At 43.9% G+C, this 13,591-nt stretch carries 17 protein-coding genes; 16 read left to right on the top strand and 1 reads right to left on the bottom strand.

The features are described from left to right. The 6 genes from AC6IZR_RS08250 (at position 1) to AC6IZR_RS08225 (ending at position 5,397) form a co-directional block, all read left to right on the top strand. Positions 1 to 255: a DUF1912 family protein gene (locus tag AC6IZR_RS08250; protein WP_070594357.1), complete on the top strand. Its 255-nt coding sequence runs from the start codon at positions 1 to 3 to the stop codon at positions 253 to 255. A gap of 180 nt (positions 256 to 435) precedes the next feature. Next, entirely contained in the window at positions 436 to 783 is a 348-nt protein-coding gene (locus AC6IZR_RS08245; RefSeq protein ID WP_061455275.1) for a helix-hairpin-helix domain-containing protein, read from the top strand. 266 nt (positions 784 to 1,049) lie between these two features. Next, on the top strand, positions 1,050 to 1,628 hold the full coding sequence (locus tag AC6IZR_RS08240; RefSeq protein ID WP_497848422.1) for a flavin reductase family protein: 579 nt from the start codon (positions 1,050 to 1,052) through the stop codon (positions 1,626 to 1,628). Further along, positions 1,615 to 2,175, top strand: coding sequence for a GNAT family N-acetyltransferase (locus AC6IZR_RS08235; protein WP_497848421.1), 561 nt, complete (start codon positions 1,615 to 1,617; stop codon positions 2,173 to 2,175). The genes AC6IZR_RS08240 and AC6IZR_RS08235 overlap by 14 nt, the downstream gene beginning before the upstream one ends. Further along, positions 2,175 to 2,753, top strand: coding sequence for an AAA family ATPase (locus tag AC6IZR_RS08230; protein ID WP_497848420.1), 579 nt, complete (start codon positions 2,175 to 2,177; stop codon positions 2,751 to 2,753). The genes AC6IZR_RS08235 and AC6IZR_RS08230 overlap by 1 nt, the downstream gene beginning before the upstream one ends. Further along, a complete protein-coding gene (locus tag AC6IZR_RS08225) occupies positions 2,746 to 5,397 on the top strand; it encodes a valine--tRNA ligase (RefSeq protein WP_497848419.1) in 2,652 nt (883 codons plus the stop codon). Before AC6IZR_RS08230 ends, AC6IZR_RS08225 begins: the two co-directional genes overlap by 8 nt. A 72-nt stretch (positions 5,398 to 5,469) precedes the next feature. Here the strand turns inward: AC6IZR_RS08225 and AC6IZR_RS08220 are convergent, their stop codons facing one another. Further along, a complete protein-coding gene (locus AC6IZR_RS08220; RefSeq protein WP_003011758.1) occupies positions 5,470 to 6,084 on the bottom strand; it encodes a TVP38/TMEM64 family protein in 615 nt (204 codons plus the stop codon). Between the two features lie 182 nt (positions 6,085 to 6,266). Here AC6IZR_RS08220 and AC6IZR_RS08215 point away from each other — a divergent pair, with 182 nt between their 5' ends. The 10 genes from AC6IZR_RS08215 (at position 6,267) to AC6IZR_RS08170 (ending at position 13,553) form a co-directional block, all read left to right on the top strand. Beyond that, complete coding sequence (locus AC6IZR_RS08215; RefSeq protein WP_497848947.1) at positions 6,267 to 6,794, top strand: YqeG family HAD IIIA-type phosphatase; 528 nt, start codon at positions 6,267 to 6,269, stop codon at positions 6,792 to 6,794. Positions 6,795 to 6,796: 2 nt separating this feature from the next. Further along, positions 6,797 to 7,903, top strand: coding sequence for a ribosome biogenesis GTPase YqeH (gene yqeH / locus AC6IZR_RS08210; RefSeq protein ID WP_049472983.1), 1,107 nt, complete (start codon positions 6,797 to 6,799; stop codon positions 7,901 to 7,903). A 218-nt stretch (positions 7,904 to 8,121) separates the two neighbouring features. Further along, complete coding sequence (gene yhbY, locus AC6IZR_RS08205) at positions 8,122 to 8,433, top strand: ribosome assembly RNA-binding protein YhbY (RefSeq protein ID WP_003005853.1); 312 nt, start codon at positions 8,122 to 8,124, stop codon at positions 8,431 to 8,433. A gap of 21 nt (positions 8,434 to 8,454) precedes the next feature. Beyond that, positions 8,455 to 9,087 (top strand): nicotinate-nucleotide adenylyltransferase, encoded by a 633-nt coding sequence (locus tag AC6IZR_RS08200; RefSeq protein WP_003012335.1) that lies wholly within the window; start codon positions 8,455 to 8,457, stop codon positions 9,085 to 9,087. Next, positions 9,084 to 9,680, top strand: coding sequence for a bis(5'-nucleosyl)-tetraphosphatase (symmetrical) YqeK (yqeK, locus tag AC6IZR_RS08195; RefSeq protein WP_049506414.1), 597 nt, complete (start codon positions 9,084 to 9,086; stop codon positions 9,678 to 9,680). Before AC6IZR_RS08200 ends, yqeK begins: the two co-directional genes overlap by 4 nt. After that, positions 9,681 to 10,181: a cysteine hydrolase family protein gene (locus AC6IZR_RS08190; protein ID WP_070586384.1), complete on the top strand. Its 501-nt coding sequence runs from the start codon at positions 9,681 to 9,683 to the stop codon at positions 10,179 to 10,181. Positions 10,182 to 10,195: 14 nt separating this feature from the next. After that, complete coding sequence (gene rsfS / locus AC6IZR_RS08185) at positions 10,196 to 10,549, top strand: ribosome silencing factor (protein WP_049474402.1); 354 nt, start codon at positions 10,196 to 10,198, stop codon at positions 10,547 to 10,549. Between the two features lie 322 nt (positions 10,550 to 10,871). Further along, positions 10,872 to 11,612 (top strand): class I SAM-dependent DNA methyltransferase, encoded by a 741-nt coding sequence (locus AC6IZR_RS08180; RefSeq protein WP_277754530.1) that lies wholly within the window; start codon positions 10,872 to 10,874, stop codon positions 11,610 to 11,612. A 6-nt stretch (positions 11,613 to 11,618) separates the two neighbouring features. Next, a complete protein-coding gene (locus AC6IZR_RS08175; RefSeq protein WP_070586386.1) occupies positions 11,619 to 12,716 on the top strand; it encodes a nucleotidyltransferase in 1,098 nt (365 codons plus the stop codon). Positions 12,717 to 12,836: 120 nt separating this feature from the next. Continuing rightward, positions 12,837 to 13,553, top strand: coding sequence for a YebC/PmpR family DNA-binding transcriptional regulator (locus AC6IZR_RS08170; RefSeq protein ID WP_003005873.1), 717 nt, complete (start codon positions 12,837 to 12,839; stop codon positions 13,551 to 13,553). Positions 13,554 to 13,591 lie beyond the last annotated feature (38 nt).

The following is a 13,591-nucleotide window of genomic DNA, read 5'->3' as shown; positions in this document are numbered from 1 at the left end:
ATGAGTTACGAAACAGAGTTTATGAAGGAGTTTGAGGAGTGGATCAAGACCCAGGTCATGATCAATGAAATGGCTCTAGAAGAAAGTAAGAAGGTTTTTGATGAAGACCAGGATGAACGAGCTAAAATCGCGATGATTCGCTATGAAAGCCGTTTGGATGCTTATCAGTTCTTGCAAGGGAAGTTTGAAAATTTCCATGCTGGAAAAGGATTTCATGATTTACCAGATGGCCTCTTTGGTAAAAGAAAATATTAAAATGGTCTTATTGAAGGCGTTTTACTGGCTGGATTTATCTGAAAATTGAGCAATGACTTGATTTTTTAAGGGATTGTGATACAATAAAAAAGTTGAAATGACATCAACGGATTATTGAATGGAATTATGGTGATGAAACCTTGTTGCCTTAGGAATTGATCACTGAATTTAGGAGGAAAAATGGCAAAGAAGAACGTAAACCGTGCGAAACAATACAAACATCAAAATAGACATCTTTTGAAAAAAGCTGTCGCAACTGTAACTGCAGCTGTTAAAGAAGCACCTAAAAAAGTTGAGAAAGCTACAAAAGCAGTAGCGAAAGAAGTGAAACAAGTGGCTTCTTCAGTGGAAGAATTTGCTGCAAGTTTGGAAGGTGTGGCACTTGATCGTGCGCAAACATTCTATGATGAAGGTATTCGCTCTGTTGCGGACTTCGCAAACTGGACAGAGAAAGAGTTGTTGGCCCTTAAAGGAATCGGCCCAGCTACTATCAAAAAATTGCAAGAACTTGGTGTCAAGTTTAAATAATCGCTTTTGTGATTTCTTGCTATTTCCAGGAAAACTTGATAAAATGAACCTGTTAGAGGTGTTTTGAGTCCCACATTTTACAGAAAGTGGCGGTGCTGAGAAGTCCACAAATGTGTCAAAACTGGTAGCTAATGGATGAAAATGAAATATACAAAGTTGCGGGCGCTGCCCGAAATTGGGTGGTACCGCGGATAAACACATTCGTCCCTGTCATGTAGATGGCAGGGGCGATTTTTCTTTTCCACCCCTAGCCAAAGGAGCTTGTCATGAAACAATCTTTTAAAACCAGCAAACTCTATTATGGTTTTCCTATCTTCATCTTAGGGTATCAGGACCAGAACTTTGGGCATAATATCACGACCTGTAGCTCCTCTTATAGCCTGGGTGATTGGCTTGTCATCGGGGTTGGTGCTGAGGAAAATGCGGCTGACCAGATTAAGCATTATCGACAGTTTACTGTGAACATTCCTACTGAACATCTCATGCTTGAGATGGAGCAGGCTGGCTTTATCAGCCATCGGGAAAAGTTGAAACACCTGGGGCTTGACTACAAGATTTCTGAACGGACCCATGCACCGATTTTGGAGGCTTGTCCAGTCGTATTGGACTGTCAGGTAGATCGGATTATAGAGGAAGATGGTATCTGCCATATCTTTGCTAAGATTCTCGAGCGACTGGCTGATCGAGAGCTCTTAGATGACAAGGGGTATTTTAAAAATGATCGTTTTGCGCCGACTTACTTTATGGGGGACGGCCATCAGCGCGTTTATCGTTATCTAGATGACCGAGTCGATCCTATGGGAATCTTCATCAAGAAAGCGAGGAAGAAGGATGACAAGAACTGAATTGCCCGAACGAATCGAAACGGAGCGTCTCGTTTTACGAGTCCGTACAGTGGCGGATGCTGAGGATATCTATGCCTACGCTAGTCTCCCAGAGGTTTCTTATCCAGCGGGCTTTCCGCCCGTCAAGACCTTGGAAGATGAGATCTATTACCTAGAACATATCCTTCCAGAGCGCAATCAAAAGGATAATCTTCCAGATGGTTATGGCATTGTGGTCAAAGGAACCGATAACATCGTCGGCTCTGTTGATTTCAACCATCGCCACGAAGATGATGTACTTGAGATTGGCTATACCTTGCACCCCGATTATTGGGGACGAGGTTATGTACCAGAAGCAGCGCATGCTTTGATTGATTTAGCTTTTAAAGAACTGGGGCTTCATAAGATAGAATTGTCTTGCTTTGGCTACAATATCCAAAGTCAACGAGTTGCGGAAAAATTAGGATTTACCCTTGAAGCTCGTATCCGAGACCGCAAAGATGCTCAAGGTAACCGCTGTGACAGTCTGATATATGGATTGCTGAAGAGTGAGTGGGAGGTGGATTGATGCATGTTTTCATCATTGGAGCTCCAGCTTCAGGGAAAATGACCATTGGTCAGGAACTTTCGAAACTCACCGGTGCGACTCTCTTTTTCAACCATCAACCAATTGATTTCGCACTCGAAATCTATCAAGATTTTACAGAGGAAATGTGGGAATTTGTTCGTGGAATTAACTTTTCTTTTCTTGGAACAAGCGCCAGGAATCATCGGTCGGTGATTTTAACAGGCGTAATTGACTTTTCAAATCAATACCAGCTGATGTATTTGAAGAATATTCAAGATTTGTTAAATGAGTATCATCAAGAGATTCTTTTTGTTGAATTAGAAACGTCTCTTGAGGAGCGCTTACGTCGAAATCGGACGGAGAATCGGTTGAAGTATAAGCCCTTGAAACGGTATGTTGAGGTATCTGAAAGAGAGATTTTAGAGACTGATAAAATGAATCAACTTAATTCCCAAAAGCAACCGAGTGGTCTTCACCACTACCTTAAAATTGATAATACGAATATGTCCGCAGAAGAAGTTGCAAAGCAGATTCAAGAAAAAATAAAAACAATAGAGAAAGGACACACACATGTCTAAAGAACTTTCACCTAAATACAATCCAGCCGAGGTTGAGGCTGGTCGTTACCAAAAATGGCTTGACGAAGATGTTTTCAAGCCTTCAGGCGATAAAAAGGCGAAGCCTTATTCAATCGTTATTCCACCACCAAACGTAACTGGTAAACTTCACCTTGGTCACGCTTGGGATACAACTTTGCAAGATATCATTATCCGTCAAAAACGGATGCAAGGTTTCGATACACTTTGGCTTCCTGGTATGGACCATGCTGGTATTGCCACTCAAGCTAAAGTAGAAGCCCGTTTGGCTGAAGACGGCATCTCTCGTTATGACCTGGGGCGTGAGAAATTCCTCGATAAGGTTTGGGAATGGAAAGACGAGTATGCCACTACTATCAAGCAACAATGGGGTAAGATGGGGCTCTCTGTAGACTACTCTCGCGAACGTTTCACGCTTGACGAAGGGTTGTCAAAAGCCGTTCGTAAGGTCTTTGTAGAGCTCTACAAGAAGGGCTGGATTTACCGTGGTGAATTTATCATTAACTGGGATCCAAAAGCTCGTACAGCCCTTTCTGATATCGAGGTTATTCACAAGGATGTGGAAGGTGCCTTCTACCACATGAACTACATGTTGGAAGACGGTTCACGTGCCCTTGAAGTAGCAACAACACGTCCTGAGACTATGTTTGGGGATACTGCCGTAGCGGTTAACCCAAATGATGACCGTTATAAAGATTTGATTGGTAAAAATGTTATCTTGCCAATCTTGAACAAGCCAATCCCAATTGTTGGGGATGAACATGCAGACCCTGAATTCGGTACTGGTGTGGTGAAAATCACTCCTGCCCACGACCCGAATGACTTCTTGGTTGGTCAACGTCATAATCTTCCGCAAGTGAACGTTATGAACGATGATGGTACCATGAATGAATTGGCTGGTGAATTCAACGGCATGGACCGCTTTGAAGCTCGTAAGGCTGTTATCAAGAAGTTAGAAGAAATCGGTGCGCTTGTTAAGATTGAGAAGATGACCCACTCAGTTGGTCACTCAGAGCGTACTGGAGTTATGGTTGAGCCACGCTTGTCTACGCAATGGTTCGTGAAGATGGATCAATTGGCGAAAAATGCTATCGCCAACCAAGATACAGACGACAAAGTAGAATTCTACCCACCTCGTTTCAACGATACCTTCCTTCAATGGATGGAAAATGTCCACGATTGGGTTATTTCTCGTCAGCTCTGGTGGGGTCACCAAATCCCTGCCTGGTACAATACTGAGGGTGAAATGTATGTCGGTGAAGAAGCACCAGAAGGCGACGGATGGAAGCAAGATGAAGATGTCTTGGATACTTGGTTCAGTTCTGCCCTCTGGCCATTCTCAACTATGGGCTGGCCTGATGTCGACTCAGAAGACTTCAAACGTTACTTCCCAACGTCAACCTTGGTAACAGGGTACGACATCATCTTCTTCTGGGTGTCTCGTATGATCTTCCAATCATTGGAATTCACTGGACGCCAACCATTTAAGAATGTCCTTATCCACGGTCTCATTCGTGACGAGCAAGGACGTAAGATGTCTAAATCACTCGGTAACGGTATTGACCCAATGGATGTTATCGAGAAATATGGTGCCGATGCCCTTCGTTGGTTCCTTTCAAATGGTTCTGCACCAGGTCAAGACGTGCGTTTCTCTTATGAGAAAATGGATGCGTCTTGGAACTTCATTAACAAGATTTGGAACATTTCTCGCTATATCCTCATGAACAATGAAGGTTTGACCTTGGATGCGGCACGTGAAAATGTAGCTAAAGTGGCTGCTGGCCAAGCAGGTAACGTAACAGATCGTTGGATTCTCCACAACCTCAATGAAACGATCGGTAAGGTCACTGAAAACTTTGATAAGTTTGAATTTGGTGTAGCTGGTCACATCCTCTACAACTTCATTTGGGATGAGTTTGCGGATTGGTATGTTGAGTTGACTAAGGAAGTGCTTTACAGCGATAACGAGGACGAAAAAGTTATCACTCGTTCTGTCCTTCTTTACACTTTGGACCAAATCTTGCGTCTCCTTCACCCAATCATGCCATTCGTAACCGAAGAAATCTACGGCCAAATCTCTGAAGGAACAATCGTGACTGCGGAATACCCAGTAGTTCGTCCAGAATTTGAAAACGAAGAAGCTGCAGCTGGCGTTGAGGCTCTTAAAGACGTGATTCGCTCAGTACGTAACTCACGTGCAGAAGTGAACGTAGCACCAAGCAAACCAATCACTATCTTGATTAAGACAAGCGACAGCAAGCTTGATGCTTTCTTCAATGATAATGTCAACTACATCAAACGCTTCACAAACCCAGAACACTTGGAAATTGCAGCAGATGTAGCAGTACCTGACTTGGTTATGTCCAGCATCATCACAGGGGCAGAAATCTACTTGCCACTTGCTGACCTTCTTAATGTTGAAGAAGAATTGGCTCGTCTTGAAAAAGAATTAGCCAAATGGCAAAAAGAACTGGATATGGTTGGTAAGAAGCTCTCTAACGAACGCTTCGTAGCCAATGCCAAACCAGAAGTCGTCCAAAAAGAACGCGACAAACAAGCCGACTACCAAGCGAAGTACAACGCGACAGTCGCACGTATCGATGAGATGAAGAAACTCGTTAAATAAACACAGAAACACGGCGGTATGCCGTGTTTTTTTGTATGATTCTGTAAGAGAAAAAGTTTAAGTAATCTATTTTTAGACCATTTTCCAGAAATAATCGATGATATAGGTCAGGCCGTAGGTGTAGATGACGAGGGTGATAGGTTTGCAGAGAATAATAATGGTCATGTAGCGTTTGAAGGTCATATTGGTCAGACCTGCCAGCATACAGATGAAGTCAGCGGGACTAACCGGCCAGATCATCATGAAGATAAAGAAGCGATCGAACCGCTTGCCTTCATTGAGCCAGCCAATGTACTTGTCGTAAGTCTTCTGGCTGACCATGGATTGGACGAACTTAGGCCCGTACATTCTGGCTAGGTGGAAGATTATGGCACAGCCAATGACGATCCCGATGTAATTGTAAATGGTCCCGATAATATGACCATAGATGAAGACACCTGCTACAGATGTCAGGGCGCCGGGAATAATAGGGACCACTGTCTGAAGGATCTGAAGAAAGATAAAGAGAGGTGGTCCAAAAATACCTGCTTGCAAAATAAAGGCAGACAGAGTTTCCTTGGATTGAAGGATGCCAGAAAAGTAGGCCCAGATACAAAATGCCAAGGTCCCGAGGGCCCCAATGATAGACGACCAATTAATGATGCGCTGGAGAAGAGGAGAGACCTCTTTTAAGCTTGTTTGTTTCATAAAAAATTCCGAGTTCTTTTTCTTCTACTATATCATGTTTTTGGAACTTTGTAAGGATTTTGTCTATTTTTTGAGTAGTGAAAGCGACCTGATTGGAGTCTGTCGCTGTTTTAGTCGTGAAGCGGGTGCAAAATGGGCCTTTTTATGCTACAATGAAAGGAGTATAAAAAATGGAGAAAAACGTGTCAATCGAAAATTACAAACCAGATTTTGCGGTGGAAGCAGCTTATGATCTCACCGTTGCAGACTTGAAAAAACAGGGTATCAAGGCGGTCCTTGTGGATTTGGATAATACCTTGATTGCTTGGAATAATCCGGATGGAACTCCTGAGATGCGCCAGTGGTTGCATGACCTTCGTGATGGAGGGATTCGGGTTATTGTGGTGTCTAATAATAGTCCCAAACGGGTCAAGCGCGCTGTTGAGAAATTTGATATTGACTATGAAGCCTGGTCACTCAAGCCCTTTACTTTTGGGATTGATCGTGCCCTCAAACGTTTCCACTATGAGAAAAATGAAGTAGTCATGGTCGGGGATCAACTGATGACCGATATTCGGGCAGCCCATCGTGCAGGCATTCGTTCGATTTTGGTCAAGCCTTTGGTCGAGCATGACTCGATCAAGACGCAGATCAACCGGGCGCGTGAACGCCGGGTTATGAAGCAAATGGCCGAAAAATATGGTCAAATTGTATATAAAAAAGGAATTTAAAAATGGAAGAATTATTCTGTATTGGCTGTGGAGCCCCCATTCAGACAGAAAACAAAGAAGGGCTAGGCTATACTCCCCAATCAGCTCTTGAAAAGGGCTTGGAAACAGGCGAAGTCTATTGCCAACGCTGTTTCCGTCTGCGTCACTACAATGAAATCACAGATGTGCATCTGACAGATGATGATTTTCTAAAGCTCCTTCACGAGGTAGGAGATAGTGATGCACTCGTGGTCAATGTAGTGGATATTTTTGACTTTAATGGCTCCGTTATCCCTGGCCTACCACGCTTTGTAGCAGGAAATGATGTCCTCTTGGTCGGGAACAAAAAAGACATCTTGCCTAAGTCTGTCAAGGATAGCAAGGTGACCCATTGGTTGATGGAGCGGGCCCACGAAGAGGGGATGCGTCCTGTCGATGTGGTCCTCACCTCTGCTCAAAACAAGAGCGCGATCAAGGACTTGATGGAAAAGATTGAGCAGTACCGCAAGGGACGTGATGTCTATGTGGTGGGGGTGACTAACGTTGGGAAATCGACCCTCATCAATGCGATTATCCAAGAAATCACTGGGGATAAGGATATCATCACGACTTCTCGCTTCCCAGGAACGACACTGGACAAGATCGAAATTCCATTGGACGATGGATCCTACATCTACGATACACCAGGGATTATCCATCGTCACCAGATGGCTCATTACTTGACAGCAAAAAATCTCAAGTATGTCAGCCCTAAAAAGGAAATCAAGCCTAAGACTTATCAGCTCAATCCAGAGCAAACCCTCTTCTTGGGTGGTCTGGGACGCTTTGACTTTATCAAGGGAGAAAAGCAAGGTTTCACCGCCTTTTTTGACAACGAACTCAAGCTTCACCGAACTAAGCTCGAAGGAGCGACCGCCTTTTATGACAAGCATGTCGGTGGTCTATTAACACCCCCTAATAGCAAGGAAAAAGAAGAGTTCCCACCCTTGGTTTCTCATGAGTTTACCATCAAGGACAAGACAGACCTCGTCATCTCAGGACTCGGATGGATCCGCGTCAATGGAGAAGCCAAAGTAGCCGTCTGGGCACCAGAAGGCGTTGCCGTCGTTACCCGCAAAGCTATCATTTAAAAATTTGAAAGGAAATAGTTTCTTTATAGACTGGGCGAGTGCAACGAGCCTAGAAAGGATACTTTTCGCTGTGGTGAAAGCCTAAGTAGATATTTTACTACTTAGGCGCGGAAAATTTGAGACTTTAGGCTCAAATTTAAGTCATGGAACTCCGCTAGGAGGTCGCTGACGACCGCCACCACATCAGAAAAGTATCAAAAAAGAAACAATGAAAAAACATGACATTAACATCTAAACAACGGGCTTTCCTCAATAGCCAAGCCCACAGCCTCAAACCCATTATCCAAATAGGGAAAAATGGGCTCAATGACCAAATCAAAACCAGTGTGCGCCAAGCGCTTGATGCGCGCGAACTGATCAAGGTGACTCTTCTTCAAAATACGGATGAGAATATCCATGAAGTAGCAGAAATCTTGGAAGAGGAAATCGGTGTGGAAACTGTCCAAAAGATTGGTCGGATTCTCATCTTGTTCAAACAATCAAGCAAAAAAGAAAATCGTAAAATTTCAGCGAAGGTAAAAGAAATTTAGGACATCGAGGAGAGCAAACCTATGGCAATTGAACTATTGACTCCCTTTACCAAGGTAGAGTTAGAGCCAGAGATCAAAGACAAGAAACGCAAACAAGTTGGTATTTTGGGTGGAAATTTCAATCCGGTCCACAATGCCCATTTGGTCGTTGCGGATCAAGTGCGCCAACAATTAGGGTTAGATAAGGTGCTCTTGATGCCTGAGTATGAGCCGCCGCATGTCGATGCCAAGGGGACGATTGCAGAGCATCATCGCCTTAAGATGCTGGAATTAGCCATTGAAGGCATTGAAGGTCTGGAAATCGAGACGATCGAGCTCGAACGGAAAGGCATTTCCTATACCTATGACACCATGCTCTTGCTCAATGAACGCGATCCAGACACAGATTATTACTTCATTATTGGTGCAGATATGGTGGATTATTTACCAAAATGGCACCGCATCGATGAATTGGTGGAGATTGTACAATTTGTCGGGGTACAGCGACCACGCTATAAGGCAGGGACTTCTTATCCGGTGATCTGGGTGGATGTTCCTCTAATGGACATCTCCTCTAGTATGGTGCGTGATTTTGTGGCCAAAGGCCGGACGCCGAATTTTATGTTGCCAAAACCAGTCTTGGACTACATCAAGAAAGAAGGATTGTATCAATGACCTATGAAAACTATCTAGGCTTTTCTCGTGAGGTCTTGCTTGAAAAAATGCGCCAAATCCTGCCAGAAAAGCGGCTAACTCACTGTTTAGGAGTTGAGAAGGCTGCGCGTGACTTGGCCAAACGCTATGGGGCTGACGAAGAGCAGGCTGGCCTAGCAGGTTTGTTACATGACTACGCCAAGAAATTATCAGATCAGGAATTTCTGGACTTGATCGATCGCTATGAGCTGGATCCAGCATTAAAAAACTGGGGCAACAATGTCTGGCATGGGATGGTCGGGATTTACAAGATCCAAGAAGACCTCGGACTGACAGATCCAGCCATTCTTCGCAGTATTGAGATTCACACCGTGGGAAGTGGACAGATGTCGACCTTAGACAAGATTGTCTATGTGGCTGATTACATTGAGCACAACCGGACCTTTCCAGGGGTAGATCAAGCACGTGATATCGCCCAAGTCTCTTTGGATCGTGCCGTGGCCTATGAGACGGCTCGCACGGTCGAACACCTAGCCCACCAAGGATTGCCCATTTATCCCCAAACCCTTGAAACCTATAACGCCTTTGTGAAGTATTTGAAAGAGGAGCAGTGAGTGAAGACAGCTTTTATCATTATTGATGTACAAAATATCCTAGTGGAAACAGGTTTTGAGACAGAAAAGCTCTTAGAGAAGATCGCTTATTTGCAAGATCAGGCTAGAAAACAGCAGATTGAAATCATCTACATGCAGCATATTGAAACGCCAGAGGCTTTAACTTCGGAAGATTGGCAATTATCTCCTCTGTTGAAAAGACAAGAGAATGAAAAGGTATTTCAGAAGCGATACAATAGCATATTTAAAGAGACAGGATTAAAAGAGTACTTGGATCAACAAGGGATTGAACAACTGGTCCTGTGTGGTATGCAGACAGAATATTGTGTCGATACATCCGTCAAAGTGGGATTTGAATACGGCTACAAGCTGGTCATTCCAGAAGGAGCTGTCACAACCTTTGATGGAGAGGATATTCCGGCAGAAACGCTTAATGAATTTTATGAAAATATTTGGGCAGAACGTTTTGCGGATGTCTTAGATTACAAATCAATTTTTTAAGGAAAGAGGATTACATGAAAGAAAAAGAACTACTTGAACTAGTTGTCAAAGCAGCAGATGAAAAGCGTGCGGAAGACATTGTCGCTTTGGATGTTCAAAGCTTGACCAGCGTGACAGACTACTTTGTCATCACAAGCTCTATGAACAGCCGCCAATTGGAGGCTATTGCTGAAAATATTCGCGAGAAGGTCATTGAAGCTGGTGGGAATGCCAGCCACGTCGAAGGTGATTCAGCTGGAGGTTGGGTCCTTCTTGACTTAGGTGGTGTAGTGGTCCATGTCTTCTCAGAAGAAATGCGTGCCCACTATAACCTAGAAAAGCTATGGCACGAAGCAAGTGCTGTCGATCTTTCAGCAGCCTTAGCATAAGCAGGTAAACTCAGTTGGTAGCAACTGAGTTTTGTTGGTTAAATTGAAATTCTATGGAAAGAAAGGATGGGGCCTCGTGTTTGGTTAATTTGATAATTGAACACGAGCTAAAAGCTGTGAGAAAAAGAGTAACTTCCTTTGTATCTGACGATACGGCAGAAAGTCTCCTATTTTCTCTATGCTTTTAAGGCTCTTTGTATCTTAGAAAGGATTTGAACCCGTCCTGTAATCCTCGGAAAATAGATAGCTCTCCTTGGAGCTTAGCTCCATCGTCGTGCTCCTAATTTTCTATCGGATTACGGGCGGACTTGGTATCATGAATATGGCGACTTATGAAACGTTTGCGGCGGTCTACGATGCGGTCATGGATGACAGTCTGTATGATTTGTGGACGGATTTTTCCCTCCGCCATCTCCCAAAAACAAAAGATAAGAAAAAATTACTGGAATTGGCTTGTGGGACAGGGATTCAATCTGTTCGCTTTTCTCAAGCTGGGTTTGATGTGACAGGATTAGACCTGAGTGCTGACATGCTGAAAATTGCTGAAAAAAGAGCGGCTTCAGCTAAGCAGAAGATTGATTTTATCGAGGGCAATATGCTGGACCTGTCGCAAGCAGGCACTTATGATTTCGTGACTTGCTACTCGGATTCTATCTGCTACATGCAGGACGAGGTGGAAGTAGGAGACGTCTTTAAAGAAGTCTACAATGCCCTTAATGAAGATGGGGTCTTTATCTTTGATGTCCATTCGACCTACCAGACAGATGAGGTTTTCCCAGGCTATTCCTACCACGAAAATGCCGAAGACTTTGCCATGCTCTGGGATACCTATGAGGATGCGGCACCTCACTCGATCGTCCATGAGCTGACCTTCTTTGTCCAAGAAGAGGATGGCAGCTTTAGTCGCCACGATGAAGTTCATGAGGAACGCACTTATGAAGTTTTAACCTATGACATCTTATTGGAGCAGGCTGGCTTTAAATCTTTCAAATTGTATGCAGATTTTGAAGACAAAGAGCCAACAAAGACCAGCAAACGTTGGTTTTTTGTAGCACAGAAGTAGGAAAACATGACAGTTACAGGTATTATTGCAGAATTTAATCCCTTTCACAATGGTCACAAGTACCTGCTCAAACAGGCAGAAGGGCTGAAGATTGTTGCCATGTCTGGGAATTTTGTTCAACGTGGCGAACCTGCCATTGTAGACAAGTGGATTCGCACGCAGATGGCTTTGGAAAATGGAGCGGACCTGGTGGTCGAGCTCCCCTTTCTCGTGGCTGTTCAGTCGGCTGACCATTTTGCCAAGGGAGCGGTAGAAATCTTATCTCGCCTAGGAATCAACCAATTGACTTTTGGGACAGAAGAGGTCTTAGATTACCAAGCAATTGCGACTGTTTATTCGGAGAAAGAAACGGAAATGGAAGGTTTCCTGCGAAGTCTTTCAGACGATTTATCCTATCCACAAAAGACCCAAAAAATGTGGGAAACCTTTGCTGGAGTGGAGTTCACAGGAGATACTCCCAATCATATCCTGGGTTTGGCCTATGCCAAGGCTTGTGCTGGGAAGGGAATTGCGCTCAAGCCTATTCAACGCCAGGGAGCAGGCTACCATTCAGAAGAAAAAGAAGTGGCCTATGCTTCTGCGACTAGTCTACGCCTACACAAGGAAGATCAGGACTTTGTCGCTAGATTCATGCCCAATAGTCAACTCTTTCAGTCAGCTCCACAGGTATCTTGGGAGAATTTTGACCAACTGCTCCGTTATCAAATCCTAACCCATCCAGATCTGACACAGATTTTTCAGGTCAATGAAGAACTGGTCAATCGGCTAAAGGATGTGGTTCGAAGTGCTAGTTCTGTGGAAGACATGGTGGAGAAAGTCGCAACCAAGCGCTATACTAAGGCGCGAGTGCGCCGCATCTTGACCTACATCTTGGTAGGGGCAACGGAACAAGCCCTTCCCGACGCCATTCATGTCTTAGGTTTTTCCGCAAAGGGACAAGCTCATCTCAAAGGCTTGAAAAAATCAGTAGAAATCGTGACCCGAATTGGTAAGGAACCTTGGGATGCTTTGACCCAACAAGCGGATCAGGTGTATCAACTAGGCCATCCCCAACTGCCAGAACAGATCTGGGGCCGGGTGCCAGTGAGGGTGGAAGATAAATAAAGGGTGAATAGTCGAGCAACTCCAATTGGAAGGATACGCAAAAAACTCTTCCAAGTCTTGTGATTTGTGATATAATATAAAAGATTGAAAATAATTTGAAAAAATTTAAGGAGAATCCTCATGGGACGTAAATGGGCCAATATTGTTGCCAAGAAAACTGCCAAAGATGGTGCCAACTCAAAAGTATATGCTAAATTTGGTGTGGAGATCTATGTAGCTGCTAAAAAGGGTGAACCAGATCCAGAACTAAATACTGCTTTGAGATTCGTTATTGACCGTGCTAAACAAGCGCAAGTGCCAAAACACGTGATTGATAAAGCGATCGATAAGGCAAAAGGAAACACTGACGAAACCTTTACAGAAGGACGTTACGAAGGATTTGGACCAAATGGTTCGATGTTGATCGTTGATACTTTGACTTCAAACGTTAACCGTACAGCTGCCAATGTCCGTGCTGCTTTTGGTAAAAACGGTGGGAACATGGGAGCTTCAGGTTCTGTATCTTACCTCTTTGACAACAAAGGTGTTATCGTCTTTGCTGGTGATGATGCCGATGCCATCTTTGAGCTTTTGCTTGAAGCAGATGTTGATGTAGATGATGTCGAAGCAGAAGAAGGAACAATCACTGTTTACACTGCACCAACTGATCTTCACAAAGCGATCGTTGCTTTGCGTGAATCAGGTGTCGAAGAATTCCAAGTAACAGAATTGGAAATGATTCCTCAATCAGAAGTTGAGTTGTCAGGTGAAGATTTGGAAACATTTGAAAAACTTTACAGCGTTCTTGAAGACGACGAGGACGTACAAAAAATCTACACAAACGTAGATGGATTCTAATCACTCGTAAGGACTGTAGTGAATTCCATAAATCAAGA

This window comes from Streptococcus mobilis, from assembly GCF_059727625.1.
The sequence above is the reverse complement of the archived record's forward strand: the minus strand, read 5'-3'. Positions and strand labels throughout refer to the sequence as shown.

Bases quoted from the DNA above. Each gene is read 5' to 3' on its own strand.
- rsfS (WP_049474402.1), top strand. From the start codon at position 10,196: ATGAAAGAAAAAGAACTACTTGAACTAGTTGTCAAAGCAGCAGATGAA.
- AC6IZR_RS08235 (WP_497848421.1), top strand. From the start codon at position 1,615: ATGACAAGAACTGAATTGCCCGAACGAATCGAAACGGAGCGTCTCGTT.
- yqeK (WP_049506414.1), top strand. From the start codon at position 9,084: ATGACCTATGAAAACTATCTAGGCTTTTCTCGTGAGGTCTTGCTTGAA.
- AC6IZR_RS08200 (WP_003012335.1), top strand. From the start codon at position 8,455: ATGGCAATTGAACTATTGACTCCCTTTACCAAGGTAGAGTTAGAGCCA.
- yhbY (WP_003005853.1), top strand. From the start codon at position 8,122: ATGACATTAACATCTAAACAACGGGCTTTCCTCAATAGCCAAGCCCAC.
- AC6IZR_RS08175 (WP_070586386.1), top strand. From the start codon at position 11,619: ATGACAGTTACAGGTATTATTGCAGAATTTAATCCCTTTCACAATGGT.
- AC6IZR_RS08220 (WP_003011758.1), bottom strand. From the start codon at position 6,084: ATGAAACAAACAAGCTTAAAAGAGGTCTCTCCTCTTCTCCAGCGCATC.
- AC6IZR_RS08225 (WP_497848419.1), top strand. From the start codon at position 2,746: ATGTCTAAAGAACTTTCACCTAAATACAATCCAGCCGAGGTTGAGGCT.
- AC6IZR_RS08180 (WP_277754530.1), top strand. From the start codon at position 10,872: ATGGCGACTTATGAAACGTTTGCGGCGGTCTACGATGCGGTCATGGAT.
- AC6IZR_RS08230 (WP_497848420.1), top strand. From the start codon at position 2,175: ATGCATGTTTTCATCATTGGAGCTCCAGCTTCAGGGAAAATGACCATT.
- yqeH (WP_049472983.1), top strand. From the start codon at position 6,797: ATGGAAGAATTATTCTGTATTGGCTGTGGAGCCCCCATTCAGACAGAA.
- AC6IZR_RS08250 (WP_070594357.1), top strand. From the start codon at position 1: ATGAGTTACGAAACAGAGTTTATGAAGGAGTTTGAGGAGTGGATCAAG.
- AC6IZR_RS08240 (WP_497848422.1), top strand. From the start codon at position 1,050: ATGAAACAATCTTTTAAAACCAGCAAACTCTATTATGGTTTTCCTATC.
- AC6IZR_RS08170 (WP_003005873.1), top strand. From the start codon at position 12,837: ATGGGACGTAAATGGGCCAATATTGTTGCCAAGAAAACTGCCAAAGAT.
- AC6IZR_RS08245 (WP_061455275.1), top strand. From the start codon at position 436: ATGGCAAAGAAGAACGTAAACCGTGCGAAACAATACAAACATCAAAAT.